Source organism: Bacillus sp. FSL E2-8868 (genome assembly GCF_038005505.1).
Taxonomy (GTDB): Bacteria; Bacillota; Bacilli; order Bacillales; family Bacillaceae_G; genus Bacillus_A; species Bacillus_A mycoides.
In genome coordinates this window covers 1918635-1935599 of sequence record NZ_JBBOTI010000001.1, presented here as the reverse complement: position 1 = coordinate 1935599, position 16965 = coordinate 1918635, and the positions used below count along the sequence as shown (strand labels likewise).

The following is a 16965-nucleotide window of genomic DNA, read 5'->3' as shown; positions in this document are numbered from 1 at the left end:
ACTCACTTCTCTATATACGCTGAGTTTGCCAGATCCCCTCTTTTTAGCCTTAATCCCAAACATATGCACATAAAGAAACCGAAAGCACCTAATCCATAAGCTGTTGTATATCCACTTTCCCCGATAATCCATCCTGCAAGTCCTGGTCCAATCATTTGACCAACTGCATAGAAAACGGATATAAAACTAATTGCCATTGAGACATATTTCGGAGATACTTGCTTTGAAGCAGCAACTTGAATTAATAAAAGGATACCTCCGAGGCTGGAACCCCAAATAATTGCCGACACGATAAAGCCAATGGTATGTCCAAATATAATTGGAATCATATCACCTATTACAGCTAATAAAAGTGCAATACATAACGTCTTCTTTATACCAATCCGATCCGAAATCAATCCCCAGACAGGAGCTCCTACGATTGAAAACATTCCTGCAATCGCATAAACAGTTCCCGAAATTGATGCCGAAATACCATTATTAATCATAAAACTAGTTTGATATAAATTTGGAATTAAATAAACAACGCCCACAATAAAATACATCCATGCAATGATGTATAACTCTTTCGTTTTCCATAAAAACGACTTATTATTCCTTTCCCCCTCATCTTCAGTAACTTCTGGATTTTTCAAAACAATTGAGGAAACGAATACAACAATACATGTAATAACGCCAAACAAAAGCCATGAACCACGCCAACTATACTCTGGAAATGTACGTACTATATAAGGAACAATTATTCCACTAAATAGCATACCTATGCCAGCACCGCTTAATAATAGCCCCATTGCAGTTCCTCTTTTTTCTGGAAACCATCCTACTGTTATTGACATGAGTGGTGTATATACAAGAGCACTTCCAGCTCCAGAACATAGCATAAAAATAGCAGCTATCCAAACTGAAGGAACAAATGATAATCCTATTAAACTTATAACGACGAGCCAACTCCCTATTAATAAAACTGATTTTGCTCCAAAACGGATAGTAAGTATTCCAGATGTTCCGACTGTTAATAAATACCCTAAAAAGAGTATAGTTCCTAACATACCTGCTTGAGCTGTAGATAAATGGAGTCCTTCTTGCATAAACGGTAATATAATTCCATATGCCATACGTGCAAAACCCGTCGTTGTTATAATAAGAAACATTCCTGTTAATACAAATATCCAAAAATGACTTTCATTCCGTTCTTTCATTTAAATTCCTCCATAAAAAGTTATTTCCAATTGGATGTTGTTTGTAATTATAATGACCATTACAAAAAGCAACTACCAAATGACGGAGGAATTTACGGTATAGCGGATTATTCCTTTTTTACGTTAATAAATACGTAAAAGTTCTGATGGATTCATTCCATACTTTTTACGAAATAACTCTGAAAAATGACTGACATTATTGTATCCAACTGCAAATGCCGTTTCGGTCACATTACTATTTCCCGAACGCAGTAAATCTATCGCATGTTCCATACGCTTTTCTCGTAAATATGCAAATGTGGACATCCCAAATAATTCTTTAAACCCAATTTTTAATTTATAATCATTTAACTCTACTATTTTAGCTAATTCTAATAATGATGGGGGTGATTCCATTCGTTGAAGTAAAATTTCTTCAGCCTGTTTTATTTTATTCAAATCCTGTTTTGATAATTGACTCCTTTTATTTGCGTCACAATCATTAAGCAACACTCTCCCAAAATGTATAGAAAGCAATTCGAGCGCTTTACTTTCTAATTCTAGTTGACTAATACGATCCTTTTGGGGATGCTCTATCATTCTCTTAATAAGACTAGATGTTATAGAGTCGATTGGATTTTGAAACTTTTTAAAAGATTGATTTCCTAATATAGAATGAAAATCAAGACTTTTTTCAATAGCATTATTCATCATGAAATGATTAAACAATTGTACAGGAATCCCAATCGCTAATGAATATAGAGGCGTTTCTTTTTCATATTCAAATACTACATCAAAATCATTCATAAAATATAAATAGCTATTTCCAGTCATTAATTCATACGAAGAATGACCAACTTGCACTTCTCCGAACCCTTGTAAACAAAAATTAAGCTCCACCATTGCTGCATCAGATGCAAACTGGATGCGATGGTTATTATGAAATTGATAATTTGATAACACAATTTCCATACCTGAAAATGAAGTCCATCTTCGTATTTCACCCATACCTATTGTTTTTGGAACATTCATATGTCTTTCCTCTACAACTTGTAAACCATAAAAATATTTATGAAAAATATCATGAAAACCGTTAGTCTCCATGAACCCCACACTCCTTTTATGTAAAAATCAAAATTTAATTGATAATTATTTTCAATTATATCAAATATCTTTATACAATAAATAGATTTTCTCTTTATAACTCGTTATGATAAAAGAAAAAGAAAGCGAGCGAACAATGAATAAAAAAATCGCGATTATTACAGGAGCATCAAGTGGATTCGGACTTTTAACGACACTTGAACTTGCAAAAAAAGACTATTTTGTCATTGCTACAATGCGCAATCTTGAGAAACAAATAGACTTAATATCTCAAGCTACTAAACTCGACTTACAACAAAATATAAAAGTTCAACAATTAGATGTAACAGATCAAGGTTCTATACATAACTTCCAATTATTTTTAAACGAAATAAACAGAATAGACATTCTCATAAATAATGCAGGATATGCAAATGGGGGCTTTATCGAAGAAATCCGAGTGGAGGACTACCGTAAACAATTTGAAACAAATCTTTTTGGAGCTATATCCATCACGCAACTTGTCTTACCATATATGAGAAAGCAGAAAAGCGGAAAAATCATTAATATAAGCAGTATTAGCGGGAAAGTAGGATTCCCTGGTCTATCTCCTTACGTTTCTTCAAAATATGCATTAGAAGGCTGGAGTGAATCCCTTCGCTTAGAAGTAAAGCCTTTCGGAATAGACGTTGCCTTACTTGAACCTGGTTCTTATAACACGAACATATGGGAAGTTGGTAAACAATTAGCTGAAAACCAATCTGATACAACCTCTCCTTACAAAGAATATATGGATAAAATACAAAAGCACATAAACAATGGCAACGATACACTTGGTAATCCGATGGATGTTGCAAATAAAATCGTAGAAATTGCTGAAGCAAGGCGTACTACATTACGATACCCAATTGGGAAAGGTGTAAAATTTATGATCTTTGCGAAGAAGGTTCTTCCTTGGAGATTGTGGGAGTTTCTTGTATTGAGGAGTTTTAAGAAGATGTAAAGTAACTTTATTGAAAAAATATGTAAGGGGGTGCTAATTAAATGCTAGGTTTACCCTATGGTAAAGTGTTTTTAGTTCCGTGGTCCGAAGAGTGGGAATTTGAGTTTTCAAAAGAAAAACAATTAATTGAGGAACACATTGGAAAATATATTTTAGCGATACACCATATTGGAAGTACTTCCATCCCGCATTTAAGCGCAAAACCTATTATTGATATTGCGATGGAATTAAGAGATTCCAAAAGTGGTCTAAAATGTATTACGAACCTAGAACAATTAAATTATAAATATAGAAAAGATGTATTACCCGAAAGGTATTATTTCAATAAAGGTGAGCCAAGAACTCATCAAATTCATATGTATGAACAAGGGAATCCATATTTAATAGAACAATTAAAATTCAGAGATTACTTAATAGACAATAAAACTTCTCGTATGCAGTATGAACAGTTAAAGATTCAACTTTCAACAGCTAACCCTAATGATAAGCATAAATATGCAGAGGATAAAACAAATTTCATTAAATCCATATTGGCTAAAATAAATGATTAAATTGCGAAGACCGAACTTCGTACACATAATAAGAAACCATTCATGTATAGATAAATGGTTTCTTATTAATTAGTTATTTCATTATTTATACCTTCAAAAATCATTTTATTATGCAGCAGATGGGAAGAAGTAAAATAGTATTGAAGTCATAAAAATAAACGTGAATATCCCAATTATCGAAAATATATATTCTTTCGATTCTCTATCATACTTCCATTCCATCAATGCTCTTAAGATTATCGTCCCCCCTAAATAAGTAAAAATGACATAAGCAATATTTACACTTTCGAATTTAAAGATAAATATAAAGCTAGTTATTAAATAAATAAAAAGTAGTCCTATTTCCAATTTTTTATGTGAACTATTTACATGTTTCTTATATCCCCAAAATCCGCTCTTTGGCATATTCAATTTTTTTCTTAAAAATCGATCCAAAAAGTAGCCCGCTATACAAAAAACAAAAATTATAATCCAAAATGTATAGGTTCTCAATATCATTCCTCCTATTACTTCATTGAATTGTTTAAAATAAAGTGGACTATAGTAACGGTTATTGAACGAGTATTCTTGAATGATCTTCATTAAAAATGATCGATTCTGCACGTAAGAAAGGTTTTTTCATTTCTTCTCTTCTTCTTGCTTTAAATTTATACTATATTAAAGGAAGAAATATAGTATGAACCCTGTTATTATTAATGCTGCAACTCCTAATAATGAAATCAAAAACTCCCGCGATTCCTTATCATATTTCCACTCCATATATGATTGAAATCCATATAACGTAATAAAAAATAAAGGAGGTACATAGCCCATAAATATACGATTTGGAAGAAAAGTGCTTATAGCAATAACAACTATATAAGAGGAAATAATAATTCTATTTCCCCATTTATGTGTATCATTCACATATTGGTTATTCCATCCTTTTTGTTTCGGTATATTTAACTGTCTTCTCGCTATTCTTTCAAAAACCAATAAAGATAGCACCCATAAAATTAATAAGGATATTTTTGTAACTGACAGAAAACCCTCTCCTTTTTATTTTTTCACTTTAATTTTCTCCGGCTGATCACTCGGATACGTAGCATATGCATCATTTTCATAATCCCAACTAATAATGGTCGCACTATCTCGTCCGAATTGATGATGAACATGTTCTAACACATTATGAATATTTTCTTTTAACTCAATATTTTTTCCATTCATATCATTATAAAGATTTAATGGCGTTTCATAACGGCGTTCCCCGCATTCTAATACCCCATCTGTCACCATTACAATTCGATTCTTTCCAGTACGTAGTTCACGAATTCCTGAAGAATAGCAAGGAACGGGTAAATCAAATGTGTTTACATTTCCAATCCATTCGTAAAAGTGGCGTTGATTCAATGTATATTGTCCTAATTTATGTAATTCATCATGAAATACATAAACTAAGCAATCACCTATGGAAAGCCACCATATGTAATTTTCTTTTCTTACGCATATTAAGCAAGCAGTTTCACCTTTTACTCTTTTACAGTTTTCTTTAAATGAGGAGGATTGAAAAATTGTAAGTATATGATTTTCAACAGATCGAAATACTGTTTTAATTGATTCTTTCATAATCGCTTTTATATTTTCATATTCTTTTTGGATTGTATTTACTACTAATTCAACACTTTTCGCACTATTATGCCCGTCTAATATAACAGCGAATTCCCAATCACCATTCGACCAAACTAATGCACCGTCTTCATTCTTTTTTGCTCCGGCACTTATATTCCCGCCGTATTTACCAAGTACAATATCACCATATTGCTTGACTGAAACTTCGTCTAAACACATTTCTCTACTTCCAACCCATGAATATTGTGTATTATTTGTTGTATGCATACTCATTTACCATATACTTTCGTATTCTTTCGCATAGTTTTTTTATTTTCTCTGAATCTCCATGTGGTACACCAGTCCAATTTGCTACTTCAGTCGGTGACCAAAACTCTTTTGGTGTATTTGGATAACGTGGAATAATGTGCATATGCAAATGTGGTACACCATTACCTGAAACGAAACTGTAAATATGTTCTGCACCTTTGCTTTCTTTAAGCGCTTTACTTACTCTACTTGTTATCAGTCCGAATGCCTTTGCCTCATCTTCAGTTAATTCAGCGAGACCAGGTACATGTCTCTTTATATCAATCATTACATAACCAAGATATGTTTCTTCTGCATCCCAATGGACATGTCCAACGTAAATGAGTTCATCTTCGTAAATAGCTCCACCTGAAACTGTAATGTTCCCTTTATGTTTTTCACAAATGAAGCAGTTTTGTTCTGCTTGATTGTTTATTGGCATATCCATCACCATCCTTTGCATATATAATATCATAAAAAAAGGAAAAATAGGTTTTATATTCCGAAAATTCAATCTTTTGAAAGTAGAATTTTCACATTAAAATAATTTACAACTCATTATTTCTTCAAAAGCGTAATCCCCATTCCAACTGCAATCCCAATCGCTATTCCGATTGCTATATTATCAGTAAATACACCAGGAATTACACCGATTACAACACCTATAGCGACACCAATTGTCATAGCATCATTTCTTTTTTTATTATTAGCCAAAATAGCATCTCCTCTCATAATTTCTCCCCATATAATATCCATTTACATGAACGTTGCTGTCTACTAATATATTTGCTATTCCGCTTGAAAATTTCCAGAAAATGTACTTTATTACTTTTCCATTCCCCCTACATAATCCTCTTCGTTTGAAAGAATTTTTAAGTCACCATTACATATACATAGGCATTTACTATAAGAAAGATCAGTAATTTATTGAAGGAGGAACGATTCAAATGTATCCTCATTGGAATCCAAATATAAATCAACAATATGCTTACCCCCCCCATCCAGTAAGGAATACACTGCATTATGATTCGCAATACATGATGCAGCGCATCGCAAGCCTTGAAAGCCAATTAGCTAAATTAATCTCATTAATCGAAGAAAATAATCAATTAATAAAATCAATGGAACAACAGCAAAACCAAGTTTGTGCACCAGCTGGAGGTTCTGTTATTGTTCGGATGTAATTCGAATTCAAAAAACACACTTTGTAGTATAAAGTGTGTTTTTTGAATTATTTTCTTTTTGTATAAAACCCTTGCGTAATTCGGTCTAATATAATCGCAATCACGACGATAGCTAGTCCAGCTTCAAATCCCATTCCGATATTTACTTGTGTTACAGAGCGATATACATCGACGCCAAGTCCTGGCGCTCCTACAAGTGAAGCTGTTACAACCATTGATAACGAAAGCATAATACTTTGATTCACGCCAGCCATGATCGTTCCCGTTGCGAGCGGTAATTGTACTTTAAATAATTTTTGTGATGCGGTAGAGCCAAACGCATTCGCAGCTTCAATTAAATCTTCTGGAACTTGTCTAATTCCTAAGTCTGTAAATCTGATTGTCGGTGGCATAGCAAAAATAACGGAAGCAATAATGCCTGGTACGACGCCTACTCCAAAAAATGTTATCGCGGGAATGAGATAGACGAATGCCGGCATTGTTTGCATAAAATCTAATGTCGGTTTTAAAAATTTTGAGAAACGTTCATTTTGAGATGCTAAAATGCCAATGGGAATTCCGATAATAATTGAAATAATAACTGACGTAAGTACGAGCGCTAATGTTTGCATCGTTTGTGCCCAGTAGTTAATATTTAAAATAAATAATAATCCGATGAGCGTAAAAATGACTAAAGATAATTTCCTCGTTGTGTACCAAATGAGGAAACATAAGATGATAATCATCACTATGGCTGGTATTATTGTTAAAAAATTAGTGAGTAAATCAACAAATCCACCGATAATATAGGAGAATCCTCGGAACAAGCCTTCAAAGTGCTCATATAAACTTGCAACAAATGAATCGACCCATTCGCCTAATGGAATGCGCGGAATATTATTCATCGTCTTTCACCTCTTCCTCAATGTTACCTGCAAGAGCTTGAATGACACTTTCACGTTTAATAATTCCTCTCAACCTTTTCTTTTCATCAATTACGGGTAATGGATATTTCATCTCCACCATTTTTGCATACGTTTCTTCCAGTAATGTATCTAGATAAACGTGTGGAATATCGTTAAGTAATAAATCAGCAATCGGCCACTGTTTTTGTACTGCTTTACTTGCATCATCCGCAGTTAATATACCTAAAAATTCATACTTTTTGTTTACAACATATACGGTAGAAACACCTGCATTCCTCATAATTTGAAGTGCTACACGTGGTCCACGATCAATTAATAAAGTCTCCGGTCGTTTTAATATAGATTCCGCCGTAATTACTTTTCCTAAATTCACGTCCGCCACGAATTTCTCTACAAATTCATTGGCAGGACTCATCATAATTTCTTCCGGCGTTCCAATTTGAACGATTTCTCCATCTTTCATTAATGCGATACGATCACCAATTCGAAGAGCTTCATCTAAATCATGTGTAATAAAAATAATTGTTTTTTCCATTTTATCTTGTAACTCTAACAATTCATCTTGCATTTCTTTTCGAATTAGTGGATCTAATGCACTAAATGACTCGTCCATTAGTAATACATCTGGATTATTCGTTAGTGCCCTTGCAATTCCAACACGCTGCTGCATACCACCACTAAGTTGACTAGGGTAATTATCTTTATGATGATCGAGTCCTACTAACTGTAGCGATTCTAACGCCTTATTTTCTCGTTCCTCTACTGGAACTCCTTGAATTTCTAACCCGTACGCAACGTTTTGTATTACCGTACGATGTGGAAATAAAGCAAACTTCTGAAAAACCATACTCATTTTCGTCCTTCTTACTCTTCGCAATTCTTCTTTTCCCATCGTTGCGATGTCTTCACCATCTATGTATATATGCCCGGCTGTCGGTTTGATTAATTGATTTAGCATTCGAACTAGCGTTGATTTCCCACTACCAGACAAACCCATAATAACGAAAATTTCTCCAGTGTATACTTCAAACGTTGCCTTTTTCACACCAACGTTCATTCCTGTCTCCTTTAAAATTTCCGATTTGCTTTTTCCTTCTTTTAATAAGGTAAGCGCTCGTTGCGGATGTTTCCCAAAGACTTTTGTTACATTTTCAACACGTACCTTTGTATTATCCATGTCACTACTCCTTTTCTACCCATCTATTTACATAGTGTTGCGATTTTACAGAGAAATATTACATAAAAATGACATATATAAGATTTCTTTAAAAATTCTTGTTTCCGTTCATAATAAGAAGGTTCACTTATAGATTAATTTATAAAAAGCAAAAGCTTCACAGGAGGTTTTGAATGCGAAAAAAAATATGGATTATAAGTCTGTTACTATTTATTAGTATGATTTTCACTTCTTGTAATGCAACAAATGCAAATTCGAAAGGAAAAATTAAACTTGGTGTAACAAGTTGGAAAGAAAATATCGCAACCGCAAATATGTGGAAAGTTTTATTAGAAGAAAAAGGCTATAAAGTTGAACTCATGTATTTAGAAAAAGCTGCGATATGGACTGGCGTCGCACGTGGTGATGTTGATGCGAATCTAGAAGTATGGCTTCCTGTTACAGATAAACCATTAAATGCCCGTTACAAAGATGACTTCGTCTTAAAATCAAAATGGTATGAAGGTACTGGGCTTGGTTTAGTCGTCCCTTCTTATGTGAAAAACGTTAACAGTATTGAAGATTTAAATGCACATAAAGATGAGCTAGATAATAAAATTGTTGGGATTGAACCTGGTAGTAGCCTAATGAATTTAACGAATAAAGCAATGAAGGAATATGATATAAAACTAAAACTTGTCCAATCTTCAGAAGCTGCGATGATGAGCGAACTAAAGAAGGCATATACGAAAAAGAAACCAATTGCTGTTACGCTTTGGAATCCTCATTGGGGCTTTTCAGAATTTGACTTAAAATATTTAAAAGACCCTAAGAAAGTATATGGTGAAAAAGATGACATTTATTACTCAGTTCGTAAAGGTTTCGAAAAAGATCATCCGGATATTGTGAAATACTTTGATCAATGGAAAATGAACGATGAACAACTAGGTACTTTAATGGTCATGCTAAATAAAACGAAAGATCCAGAAGAAGCCGCGCGAAAATGGATTAAAAAGAATCAAGCTTTAGTTGATGAATGGATAAAAGAATAAAGAATGACAAAAACAGGCTAGAGAATTTAGTATATTCTCTAGCCTGTTTTATGTTATTTTTTCTCAATAACTGCATCGACAATTCCATATTCCTTCGCTTCTACTGCCGTCATAAAATAATCTCTTTCTGTATCATGTGCTACTTTTTCAACTGGTTGCCCTGTTCGCTCTGCGATAATTTTATTTATATCGTGTTTTAACTTTAAAATTCTTTTTGCTGTAATTTCAATCTCCGTCGCTTGCCCTTTTACACCGCCAAGCGGTTGATGAATCATGATTTCACTGTTAGGGAGCGCAAATCTTTTTCCTTTTGCGCCAGCTAATAGTAAAAGCGCACCGAATGATGCCGCAAAGCCCATACAAAGTGTTTGCACATCTGGTTTAATAAGGTTCATCGTATCTAATATTGCAAATCCCGCTGTCGTTGAACCACCCGGACTATTGATATACAGGAATATATCTTTTTCTGCATCTTCCGCTTCTAAAAACAATAATTGTGCTACTACACTGCTTGCAACTTGATCGTTAATTTCTGAACCAATCATAATAATTCGGTCTTTTAATAATCTTGAATATATATCATAGGAGCGTTCTCCTAATTTCGTTTGTTCTATTACGTAAGGAATTACACTCATTATAAATCCCTCCATCTGTTTTATGCCGCATTAAGCATACAACTGTAAGAAGAAGATTGTTTCATACTGAAGAATAACACTGGTTGTATTGATGGTAACTTAGTGAAATCTATTGTTGGGAGAAGTTTCGTCAACAATTCAGGTCTTTCTTCTCGAATAGAAGTTACAACGATTTCAACATCATCCGTGTACTCCACTATTTCAATGCCTTCTTCATTTACAGTTTTCAGCCTATTTCTACTCCTAAATAAAGATGCTTTCACTGCCCCTTCTGATACAGAGCATATCTTTGCAATATCCGCGATACTATATTGAAAAACATCCTTCAATAATAAAATTACGGATTGTTGCACATTTAACGAAGACAATACTTTCCCTACCATTTCATGCAAATCTGCAATTTTTCCATGTGGTTCTTCAAATGTATTTTGCTGTTCTAACTTTTCTTGAACGGATTTTGATTTCATTTGATCTAACCATTGATTTCGAGCAATTTTATACAGAAGCGTTATACAAATTTCCTTCTCACTATACTTTTGAAGAACTTTGCAAATTGCTTCTTGGGCAAGGTCTTCCCCATCCCATTTGTTTTTCGTCAAAAACGTACAGTATCTTTTTACCTCTGCATAATGTGTAATTAAAAAATTTATATTTGAATGATTCATATCGATATGATTCTTTAAAACCTGAGTTACTTTTGTGCACAAAATAACCACTCCTTTTCAGCGCTTACTTATTAAACGATTGAACAAATAAAAAAGTTACGGGGCTTATAATTAATTTTATGTTTATGTTCATGAATACGGGTCATAAATATGTTATATAGCATTTTACATGAGGAGGAATCAATTTGCCAAAATTAACAGTGGAAGGTACCGGAACTTTCGATATTAAAGAAGGAACGAAATTAGTATTAGCACTTGAAGATAACGGTGTACACATTCTTCATCGTTGCGGTGGCAAAGCAAGATGTACAACTTGTAGAGTTGAAGTCATTGCAGGTGATTTTTGTGAGGCGACAAATGATGAAAAACAAGCTATTACGGAAAAAGGAATTGAAGACCACTTACGATTATCGTGCCAAATGCGTGTACATAAAGATATTACCGTTCGCCCTATACTTACAGTTGAAAATTCCGGTTTAGATGCTGGATCACGCCCGGCGGAGTAAAATGATGAATTTAAAACAGCTTGCAGGCGAATATGCTGCTGGCTTTGTAAGAGATGGTATGACGATTGGACTTGGTACGGGTTCAACCGTATATTGGACGATACAAAAGTTAGGTCACCGTGTACAAGAAGGGTTATCTATTCAAGCTGCACCGACATCAAAAGAAACTGAAGTATTAGCAAAACAATTATCTATTCCGCTAATCTCTTTAAATGAAATTGATATACTTGATCTCACAATTGATGGAGCAGATGAAATCAATAATGATTTACAATTAATAAAAGGTGGTGGTGGTGCATTACTTCGCGAAAAGATTGTTGCCACCTCCTCTAAAGAACTTATTATTATTGCAGATGAATCCAAACTCGTTTCACATTTAGGTACCTTTCCACTTCCTATTGAAATCATCCCCTTCTCTTGGAAGCAAACTGAAAAGAGAATTCAATCTTTAGGATGCGAAACGCGTTTACGTATGAAAGATGGCGGACCATTTATAACTGATAACGGCAATTTAATTATTGATTGTATTTTTCCAAACAAAATATTGAATCCAAATGATACACATACAGAGTTAAAGATGATTACCGGTGTAGTTGAAACAGGATTATTTATCAATATGACGAGCAAAGCAATCATCGGAACAAAAAACGGTATAAAAGAATATTAAGCATTTTAAAGGCTGACTTTTGCAAGTCAGTTTTTTCTTTTATAGCATTACAGTATGATATACTATGAAAACACATTCATATCACACTAGAAAGGGCTGAACAATTTGCAATCCAAACTCATAACAGAACTTACAGATTTAGAAACTGCCTTTCACATTCGAAAAGAAGTCTTTGTAAAAGAACAAGGTGTCCCACTTGAAGATGAATTCGATACATATGACCAAATTGGCGAGGCATGCAAACATATATTAATTTATTATAATGAACTTCCTGTAGGAACTGGCCGTATACGATTCGTTGACGGAATGGGTAAACTAGAAAGAATTTGTATTTTAAAAGACTATCGCAAATACGGATTAGGCAAAGTAATCATTCAAAAGTTAGAAGAGATTGCTCGTAACAAAGAAGCAAACAAAGTTAAACTACACGGTCAAACACAAGCTGAAGGGTTTTATGAAAAATTAGGCTATCAAACTTCTTCCGACGTATTTATGGAAGATGGAATTGCGCATATACTTATGACGAAAGTGTTATCATAATAGAAAGGTTACTATATGATTCTACATTATGTATTCGTATAGTAACCTTTCTGTAGCTTATTCGTTTGAAAGTCTCTTTGATGAATATTCTAGATTAATACAAAAAGACGACGCTGAATACGTCGTCTTTTTTATAAGTAGAAAAGTTAACTCTCAAACTTCCTTTTTTTGCATCAAAGCCCATCATCTTTTATTTCATTTTGAGGTAAAGCTTACACTGCTTTCCATAAGGATAAAGCAAAAATCCAGTTTGGATCCCCATGTCCTTCATAATTCTGGACTGCTTCATACACTTTTCCCTCGTGTAAAACTCTATCTCCCTTTTTATATGCTTTCTTTGCATCCCACGCTTCATATGAAGCGCTTTCAGTTTTTGTAGTAATTGTGAACGTATCACTTTGTACGGATTCATTTCCAACTACATCCACTGCTTTCACTGCATATTTATAAGTAGTATTAGCGAGTAAATTTTTATCCATATAAGAAGTCGTATTGGATGTTGCAATTTTTTTCATTGTTCCTTCTATTTCTCTATAAATATCGTAATAGTCTACTCCAACGTTATCATCAGATGGGCTCCACATTAGATCCACACTTGACGCTGTTGTTCCCATGCCATGTAATCCTTTTGGTTGTGTTGGTGCTTCTGTATCAGGAGCTTCAACTGTTGTTTTCACTGTAAGCGCTGTACTTTCTTTCGATACATTGCCAGCTGCGTCAATTGCTTTTACAGTATAAGTGTATTCTGTGCTTGGTTGTAATTTCTTATCAATAAAATAAGTGCCTGGTACTGTGTCAATCATCTCTCCGTTACGGAAGATTTGGTACCCTTTTACTCCTACATTATCCGTAGAAACGTTCCATGTTAGTTCTATACTATTCGCTGTTACTTTTTGCGCCTGAATTCCATTTGGAATACTTGGCGCTTCTGTGTCTGGTTTCACATTATTGATGAGATTCACATCAATTACATTATAGAACGCATTTGCTGTATCAGCTACATCCCATACAGCTAAAATCACATGATATCCACTACGGTCAGTAGGTACATTGATTTTATGAGTTAAATTATTTGAAGCTGCAGAACCATCATGTTGTACAGTGCCAATTGGCTCAAAGTCTGCTCTTGTTAGTGCTTTATTTGGATTCCATCCTTTTTTTGTAATATAGTAGTGCCATTTGCTTGTTAAGTGAGGTGCTGTATACTTCCAAGTAAATGTATTTTCCCCACCAGTGATTATATTTTTAAACCAACGATTTGTTGTTTGTTGATCTAAAATACCGCCAAATTTTCCACCTGCAGAAGCGATTTGCCCATCAACTGGGCCACCTTGTGGGAATCCTTTTGGAGCTTCTAAACTTTGTGGTTCATACATAACACTTCCGCAGTTTACATTTAGAGCACCATAAGTTGGGCTACATAAAGCGGAACGGCTACCAGGCTTTTCAACAAAGCCGTGCGCGTATGCATTTTGAGGAATAAGTGTCGTGCCGATAATTCCAGCTGTTAATGCAACAGCTCCTATACTTTTTTTGTTCATTTTCAAGTTTTGTAGTTGTTTTAAAAATCGATTATTCATGTTCCTGTCCCCTTCTTGTTATACTTCGTAGTGTAATGTGGGCTTTGATGTAAAAGAATAACAAGAGTCAATCTTATTTCGTGTATGCGTAAATATGCATACACCGTCGTAAAGAAACATTTCATTTCTTGTGAAATATTTCACTTATGGAATATATCATGACATAGAAATCACCTAAATGTGTGCAGAAGTTGTGCAGAAACAGTGAAATTACTACTAACACGTAAAACTACATCCTAAATTTATAAAGTAAAAGTGAGCAATAGAAATTGTAGTACTTGTAATGAAAAATTTTAGGTATATATATGGATGAATTGCACCAAGTCGTCTTGAAACCCTTCATCGTTAACTTAAAACGCATGGCAATGTGAGATCACATTATTTTAAAACAACGTGCCATCTCCATTTTCCATATATCTTTCTATCAATACTTTGAAATTACTTATCACTTGTAAACATTTCCGAATCCGTCAATATAGTTTCATAAAACTTATCATATTCTTCACTGTATTGAAGTTTTAACTTTTCTATTAAACTTGTATCTGGTGAAACAATGTCAATAACGTCTGTACTTATATACAATAAATAAGTATCGTTATAAAAAGAAATATACGCTTGCTGACCACCATTAACGACATACTTGCAATACTTATATACTTCATCTTCATGTACACCTTTAATCGTAGTAAATATGATTGTACTTTCAAGATCATCAACGTCTACTTTCGTTTCTGTCCAATTCTTAATCTTCATGAACCTTCCAATTTTTATTTTCTCATTTATTCTCTTACTTTTACCATATGTTATGTAACCGGAAATAAATGAAACATCAATCGTATCAGGACTTTTAAAAAGTTCAGTCAAAATCCCTCTTAATCCTCTCAAATTACCTTCAAATAATTCTATATCGAATCTAATTCTATTTTTCGCCTCCACTTGAAAAAATGGTGTAGCTGTCATATCAGCAAAATTTACATCTAGTATTTTCATTCTTTCCATTTCATCAATTCCTCGCTTCATATAACATAAAAGTGTCTATATCATTTAATATAGACACCCTTTCACATGTATAGTTTTAATAACAGCCTGTAAATTTAAAAATTTCATCAACTGCTTGCTTATACCCACCTGATTTTAGGAAAGACTCCTTCATATTCAAAACAGTTTCTTTGAATGAAGAGTTATTTAATACTAGATCTACACTCTCACGTAGTTGACTCTCCGTTAATCCTTGCATTTGTAATGTAACCCCTGCTCCGAGATTCTCAACTTGCCTTGCGATTACTGGCTGATCTGCACTTTGCGGAATTACAACGAGTGGAACACCGTTATATATCCCTTCATGCGTACTGTTCATACCGCCGTGTGTAATAAATAGTTTCGTATATTTGAGAAGTTCAGTTTGTGGTACATAGTTTTTCACAATGAAGTTTTTAGGGATATTACCTAAATCACTTATTTCCATTTTGTTGCCAATAGACATAACAAGTGTATGCTTACTATTCTCGAACGCCTTCATACAAAGTTTATAAAAATCAAGCGCTTCATTAAAAACAGTACCTAATGAAATGTAAATCAGGCTTTTTTCTTCAATTGAAGTGTAATCAAAACCTTCATTTTTCACTTGTGTAGAGATAGATGGACCCACAAATTTGAATGTTTCATTAAATGTATCCCCAAAAGGTTGGAACTCCTTAATTGTATACACAATAGTAAGTGAAGCTGGATTACAGAAAACTTCATACGGTGAGTTTATATTAACACCATATTTTTCTGTAATTCCATTAGTTAATTTTTCAAAATCATTATGTATTCTATCCTGAACTTCCAGTGGGATATTTTTAGAAAGATGGTCTAACATTTGTTTAAATGATTTTTCATCTTGTGCAAAAGATGTGCATGAATTTATGGCTGGAAGATTAAGAATTTGGGCAATTAAGCGACCACAGCCAAACATCGAATCATGAATAATATAATCAAAATGTTCACCTTCGATTTGTTCTAGAACACTAGGTATTACAATATCAGCTGTATGTAGAAGGCCGTTTATTCTTTCCTGTAAATAATTTCGACCACCGGAAAGAAATGCTTTTATAAATTTTTCATCATCAATCGTTCGTACAGTAGCACCTGTCTTCTCAATACGCTCCCTGAAAGCCTCTATTGAAAAATAAACTACCTCTTCACCGCGAGAAATCAGTTCTTCTACAACATGTAATGTTGGATTTATATGTCCTTCTGATCCAGCGTTAATGAATAAAACACGTGCCATTCAAAACACTCCTTAAATTTTAAAATTTCTATGTTGTAAAGAGTATGGATACTTTCCATACTCTTTACGGAGTTATATGTATCATTTTCCTG

Annotated in this window: 21 protein-coding genes; 7 read left to right on the top strand and 14 right to left on the bottom strand. The window is 33.8% G+C overall.

Features of this window, described 5'->3' with window-relative positions; translation table 11 throughout:
• Nucleotides 1–2 precede the first annotated feature (2 nt).
• On the bottom strand, nt 3–1199 hold the full coding sequence (locus tag NSS74_RS10170; RefSeq protein ID WP_215600469.1) for an MFS transporter: 1197 nt from the start codon (nt 1197–1199) through the stop codon (nt 3–5).
• Nucleotides 1200–1322: 123 nt separating this feature from the next.
• Nucleotides 1323–2282, bottom strand: a complete 960-nt coding sequence (locus NSS74_RS10165) for a helix-turn-helix domain-containing protein (protein WP_215600470.1) — start codon at nt 2280–2282, stop codon at nt 1323–1325.
• Nucleotides 2283–2418: 136 nt separating this feature from the next.
• On the opposite strand from NSS74_RS10165, the gene NSS74_RS10160 reads away from it, so the two are divergent.
• Both NSS74_RS10160 and NSS74_RS10155 read left to right on the top strand, forming a co-directional pair.
• Nucleotides 2419–3264, top strand: coding sequence for an oxidoreductase (locus tag NSS74_RS10160; RefSeq protein WP_207192355.1), 846 nt, complete (start codon nt 2419–2421; stop codon nt 3262–3264).
• Between the two features lie 41 nt (nt 3265–3305).
• The gene (locus NSS74_RS10155; RefSeq protein WP_002200267.1) at nt 3306–3815 is read left to right on the top strand and encodes a GrpB family protein; all 510 of its coding nucleotides are present in this window, start codon (nt 3306–3308) and stop codon (nt 3813–3815) included.
• Nucleotides 3816–3923: 108 nt separating this feature from the next.
• Here the strand turns inward: NSS74_RS10155 and NSS74_RS10150 are convergent, their stop codons facing one another.
• From NSS74_RS10150 to NSS74_RS10130, 5 genes are all read right to left on the bottom strand, one after another.
• A complete protein-coding gene (locus NSS74_RS10150) occupies nt 3924–4307 on the bottom strand; it encodes a DUF4181 domain-containing protein (protein ID WP_340813480.1) in 384 nt (127 codons plus the stop codon).
• A 165-nt stretch (nt 4308–4472) separates the two neighbouring features.
• Complete coding sequence (locus NSS74_RS10145) at nt 4473–4790, bottom strand: DUF4181 domain-containing protein (protein WP_080448074.1); 318 nt, start codon at nt 4788–4790, stop codon at nt 4473–4475.
• A gap of 63 nt (nt 4791–4853) precedes the next feature.
• Nucleotides 4854–5696, bottom strand: a complete 843-nt coding sequence (locus NSS74_RS10140; RefSeq protein ID WP_201052268.1) for a PP2C family serine/threonine-protein phosphatase — start codon at nt 5694–5696, stop codon at nt 4854–4856.
• Nucleotides 5674–6165, bottom strand: a complete 492-nt coding sequence (locus tag NSS74_RS10135) for an HIT family protein (RefSeq protein WP_201053641.1) — start codon at nt 6163–6165, stop codon at nt 5674–5676. The genes NSS74_RS10140 and NSS74_RS10135 overlap by 23 nt, the downstream gene beginning before the upstream one ends.
• A gap of 104 nt (nt 6166–6269) precedes the next feature.
• Nucleotides 6270–6443, bottom strand: a complete 174-nt coding sequence (locus tag NSS74_RS10130; protein ID WP_002127725.1) for a hypothetical protein — start codon at nt 6441–6443, stop codon at nt 6270–6272.
• 215 nt (nt 6444–6658) lie between these two features.
• Between NSS74_RS10130 and NSS74_RS10125 the strand changes: the two genes are divergently transcribed.
• The gene (locus NSS74_RS10125) at nt 6659–6895 is read left to right on the top strand and encodes a hypothetical protein (protein ID WP_061674237.1); all 237 of its coding nucleotides are present in this window, start codon (nt 6659–6661) and stop codon (nt 6893–6895) included.
• Nucleotides 6896–6942: 47 nt separating this feature from the next.
• Here NSS74_RS10125 and NSS74_RS10120 read toward each other — a convergent pair whose 3' ends face one another.
• Both NSS74_RS10120 and NSS74_RS10115 read right to left on the bottom strand, forming a co-directional pair.
• A complete protein-coding gene (locus tag NSS74_RS10120; RefSeq protein ID WP_002127727.1) occupies nt 6943–7779 on the bottom strand; it encodes an ABC transporter permease in 837 nt (278 codons plus the stop codon).
• A complete protein-coding gene (locus tag NSS74_RS10115) occupies nt 7772–8977 on the bottom strand; it encodes a quaternary amine ABC transporter ATP-binding protein (RefSeq protein WP_340813478.1) in 1206 nt (401 codons plus the stop codon). The genes NSS74_RS10120 and NSS74_RS10115 overlap by 8 nt, the downstream gene beginning before the upstream one ends.
• A 173-nt stretch (nt 8978–9150) precedes the next feature.
• Between NSS74_RS10115 and NSS74_RS10110 the strand changes: the two genes are divergently transcribed.
• The gene (locus NSS74_RS10110) at nt 9151–10008 is read left to right on the top strand and encodes a glycine betaine ABC transporter substrate-binding protein (protein ID WP_002085124.1); all 858 of its coding nucleotides are present in this window, start codon (nt 9151–9153) and stop codon (nt 10006–10008) included.
• Between the two features lie 53 nt (nt 10009–10061).
• Here NSS74_RS10110 and clpP read toward each other — a convergent pair whose 3' ends face one another.
• Together clpP and NSS74_RS10100 are read right to left on the bottom strand one after the other, a co-directional pair.
• Nucleotides 10062–10643: an ATP-dependent Clp endopeptidase proteolytic subunit ClpP gene (clpP, locus tag NSS74_RS10105; protein WP_016101280.1), complete on the bottom strand. Its 582-nt coding sequence runs from the start codon at nt 10641–10643 to the stop codon at nt 10062–10064.
• A 20-nt stretch (nt 10644–10663) separates the two neighbouring features.
• Nucleotides 10664–11350 carry an RNA polymerase subunit sigma-70 gene (locus NSS74_RS10100; RefSeq protein ID WP_088039528.1) on the bottom strand — a complete coding sequence of 229 codons (687 nt, stop codon included), beginning with the start codon at nt 11348–11350 and terminating at the stop codon, nt 10664–10666.
• Between the two features lie 143 nt (nt 11351–11493).
• Between NSS74_RS10100 and NSS74_RS10095 the strand changes: the two genes are divergently transcribed.
• From NSS74_RS10095 to NSS74_RS10085, 3 genes are all read left to right on the top strand, one after another.
• The gene (locus NSS74_RS10095; RefSeq protein WP_002189833.1) at nt 11494–11814 is read left to right on the top strand and encodes a 2Fe-2S iron-sulfur cluster-binding protein; all 321 of its coding nucleotides are present in this window, start codon (nt 11494–11496) and stop codon (nt 11812–11814) included.
• 4 nt (nt 11815–11818) lie between these two features.
• Nucleotides 11819–12481, top strand: a complete 663-nt coding sequence (gene rpiA, locus NSS74_RS10090; protein WP_002136714.1) for a ribose 5-phosphate isomerase A — start codon at nt 11819–11821, stop codon at nt 12479–12481.
• Between the two features lie 105 nt (nt 12482–12586).
• Complete coding sequence (locus tag NSS74_RS10085; RefSeq protein ID WP_098635744.1) at nt 12587–13021, top strand: GNAT family N-acetyltransferase; 435 nt, start codon at nt 12587–12589, stop codon at nt 13019–13021.
• A gap of 212 nt (nt 13022–13233) precedes the next feature.
• Here NSS74_RS10085 and NSS74_RS10080 read toward each other — a convergent pair whose 3' ends face one another.
• The 3 genes from NSS74_RS10080 to NSS74_RS10070 all read right to left on the bottom strand — a co-directional run bounded on the left by NSS74_RS10080 (nt 13234) and on the right by NSS74_RS10070 (nt 16873).
• Nucleotides 13234–14601, bottom strand: coding sequence for a lytic polysaccharide monooxygenase (locus NSS74_RS10080; protein ID WP_215600471.1), 1368 nt, complete (start codon nt 14599–14601; stop codon nt 13234–13236).
• Nucleotides 14602–15039: 438 nt separating this feature from the next.
• Nucleotides 15040–15600, bottom strand: coding sequence for a phosphatase (locus tag NSS74_RS10075; RefSeq protein ID WP_215601128.1), 561 nt, complete (start codon nt 15598–15600; stop codon nt 15040–15042).
• A gap of 76 nt (nt 15601–15676) precedes the next feature.
• Nucleotides 15677–16873, bottom strand: coding sequence for a macrolide family glycosyltransferase (locus tag NSS74_RS10070; RefSeq protein ID WP_215600472.1), 1197 nt, complete (start codon nt 16871–16873; stop codon nt 15677–15679).
• Nucleotides 16874–16965 lie beyond the last annotated feature (92 nt).

Bases quoted from the DNA above. Each gene is read 5' to 3' on its own strand.
- NSS74_RS10170 (WP_215600469.1), bottom strand. From the start codon at position 1,199: ATGAAAGAACGGAATGAAAGTCATTTTTGGATATTTGTATTAACAGGA.
- NSS74_RS10165 (WP_215600470.1), bottom strand. From the start codon at position 2,282: ATGGAGACTAACGGTTTTCATGATATTTTTCATAAATATTTTTATGGT.
- NSS74_RS10160 (WP_207192355.1), top strand. From the start codon at position 2,419: ATGAATAAAAAAATCGCGATTATTACAGGAGCATCAAGTGGATTCGGA.
- NSS74_RS10155 (WP_002200267.1), top strand. From the start codon at position 3,306: ATGCTAGGTTTACCCTATGGTAAAGTGTTTTTAGTTCCGTGGTCCGAA.
- NSS74_RS10140 (WP_201052268.1), bottom strand. From the start codon at position 5,696: ATGAGTATGCATACAACAAATAATACACAATATTCATGGGTTGGAAGT.
- NSS74_RS10135 (WP_201053641.1), bottom strand. From the start codon at position 6,165: ATGGTGATGGATATGCCAATAAACAATCAAGCAGAACAAAACTGCTTC.
- NSS74_RS10130 (WP_002127725.1), bottom strand. From the start codon at position 6,443: ATGAGAGGAGATGCTATTTTGGCTAATAATAAAAAAAGAAATGATGCT.
- NSS74_RS10125 (WP_061674237.1), top strand. From the start codon at position 6,659: ATGTATCCTCATTGGAATCCAAATATAAATCAACAATATGCTTACCCC.
- NSS74_RS10120 (WP_002127727.1), bottom strand. From the start codon at position 7,779: ATGAATAATATTCCGCGCATTCCATTAGGCGAATGGGTCGATTCATTT.
- NSS74_RS10115 (WP_340813478.1), bottom strand. From the start codon at position 8,977: ATGGATAATACAAAGGTACGTGTTGAAAATGTAACAAAAGTCTTTGGG.
- NSS74_RS10110 (WP_002085124.1), top strand. From the start codon at position 9,151: ATGCGAAAAAAAATATGGATTATAAGTCTGTTACTATTTATTAGTATG.
- clpP (WP_016101280.1), bottom strand. From the start codon at position 10,643: ATGAGTGTAATTCCTTACGTAATAGAACAAACGAAATTAGGAGAACGC.
- rpiA (WP_002136714.1), top strand. From the start codon at position 11,819: ATGAATTTAAAACAGCTTGCAGGCGAATATGCTGCTGGCTTTGTAAGA.
- NSS74_RS10080 (WP_215600471.1), bottom strand. From the start codon at position 14,601: ATGAATAATCGATTTTTAAAACAACTACAAAACTTGAAAATGAACAAA.
- NSS74_RS10075 (WP_215601128.1), bottom strand. From the start codon at position 15,600: ATGGAAAGAATGAAAATACTAGATGTAAATTTTGCTGATATGACAGCT.
- NSS74_RS10070 (WP_215600472.1), bottom strand. From the start codon at position 16,873: ATGGCACGTGTTTTATTCATTAACGCTGGATCAGAAGGACATATAAAT.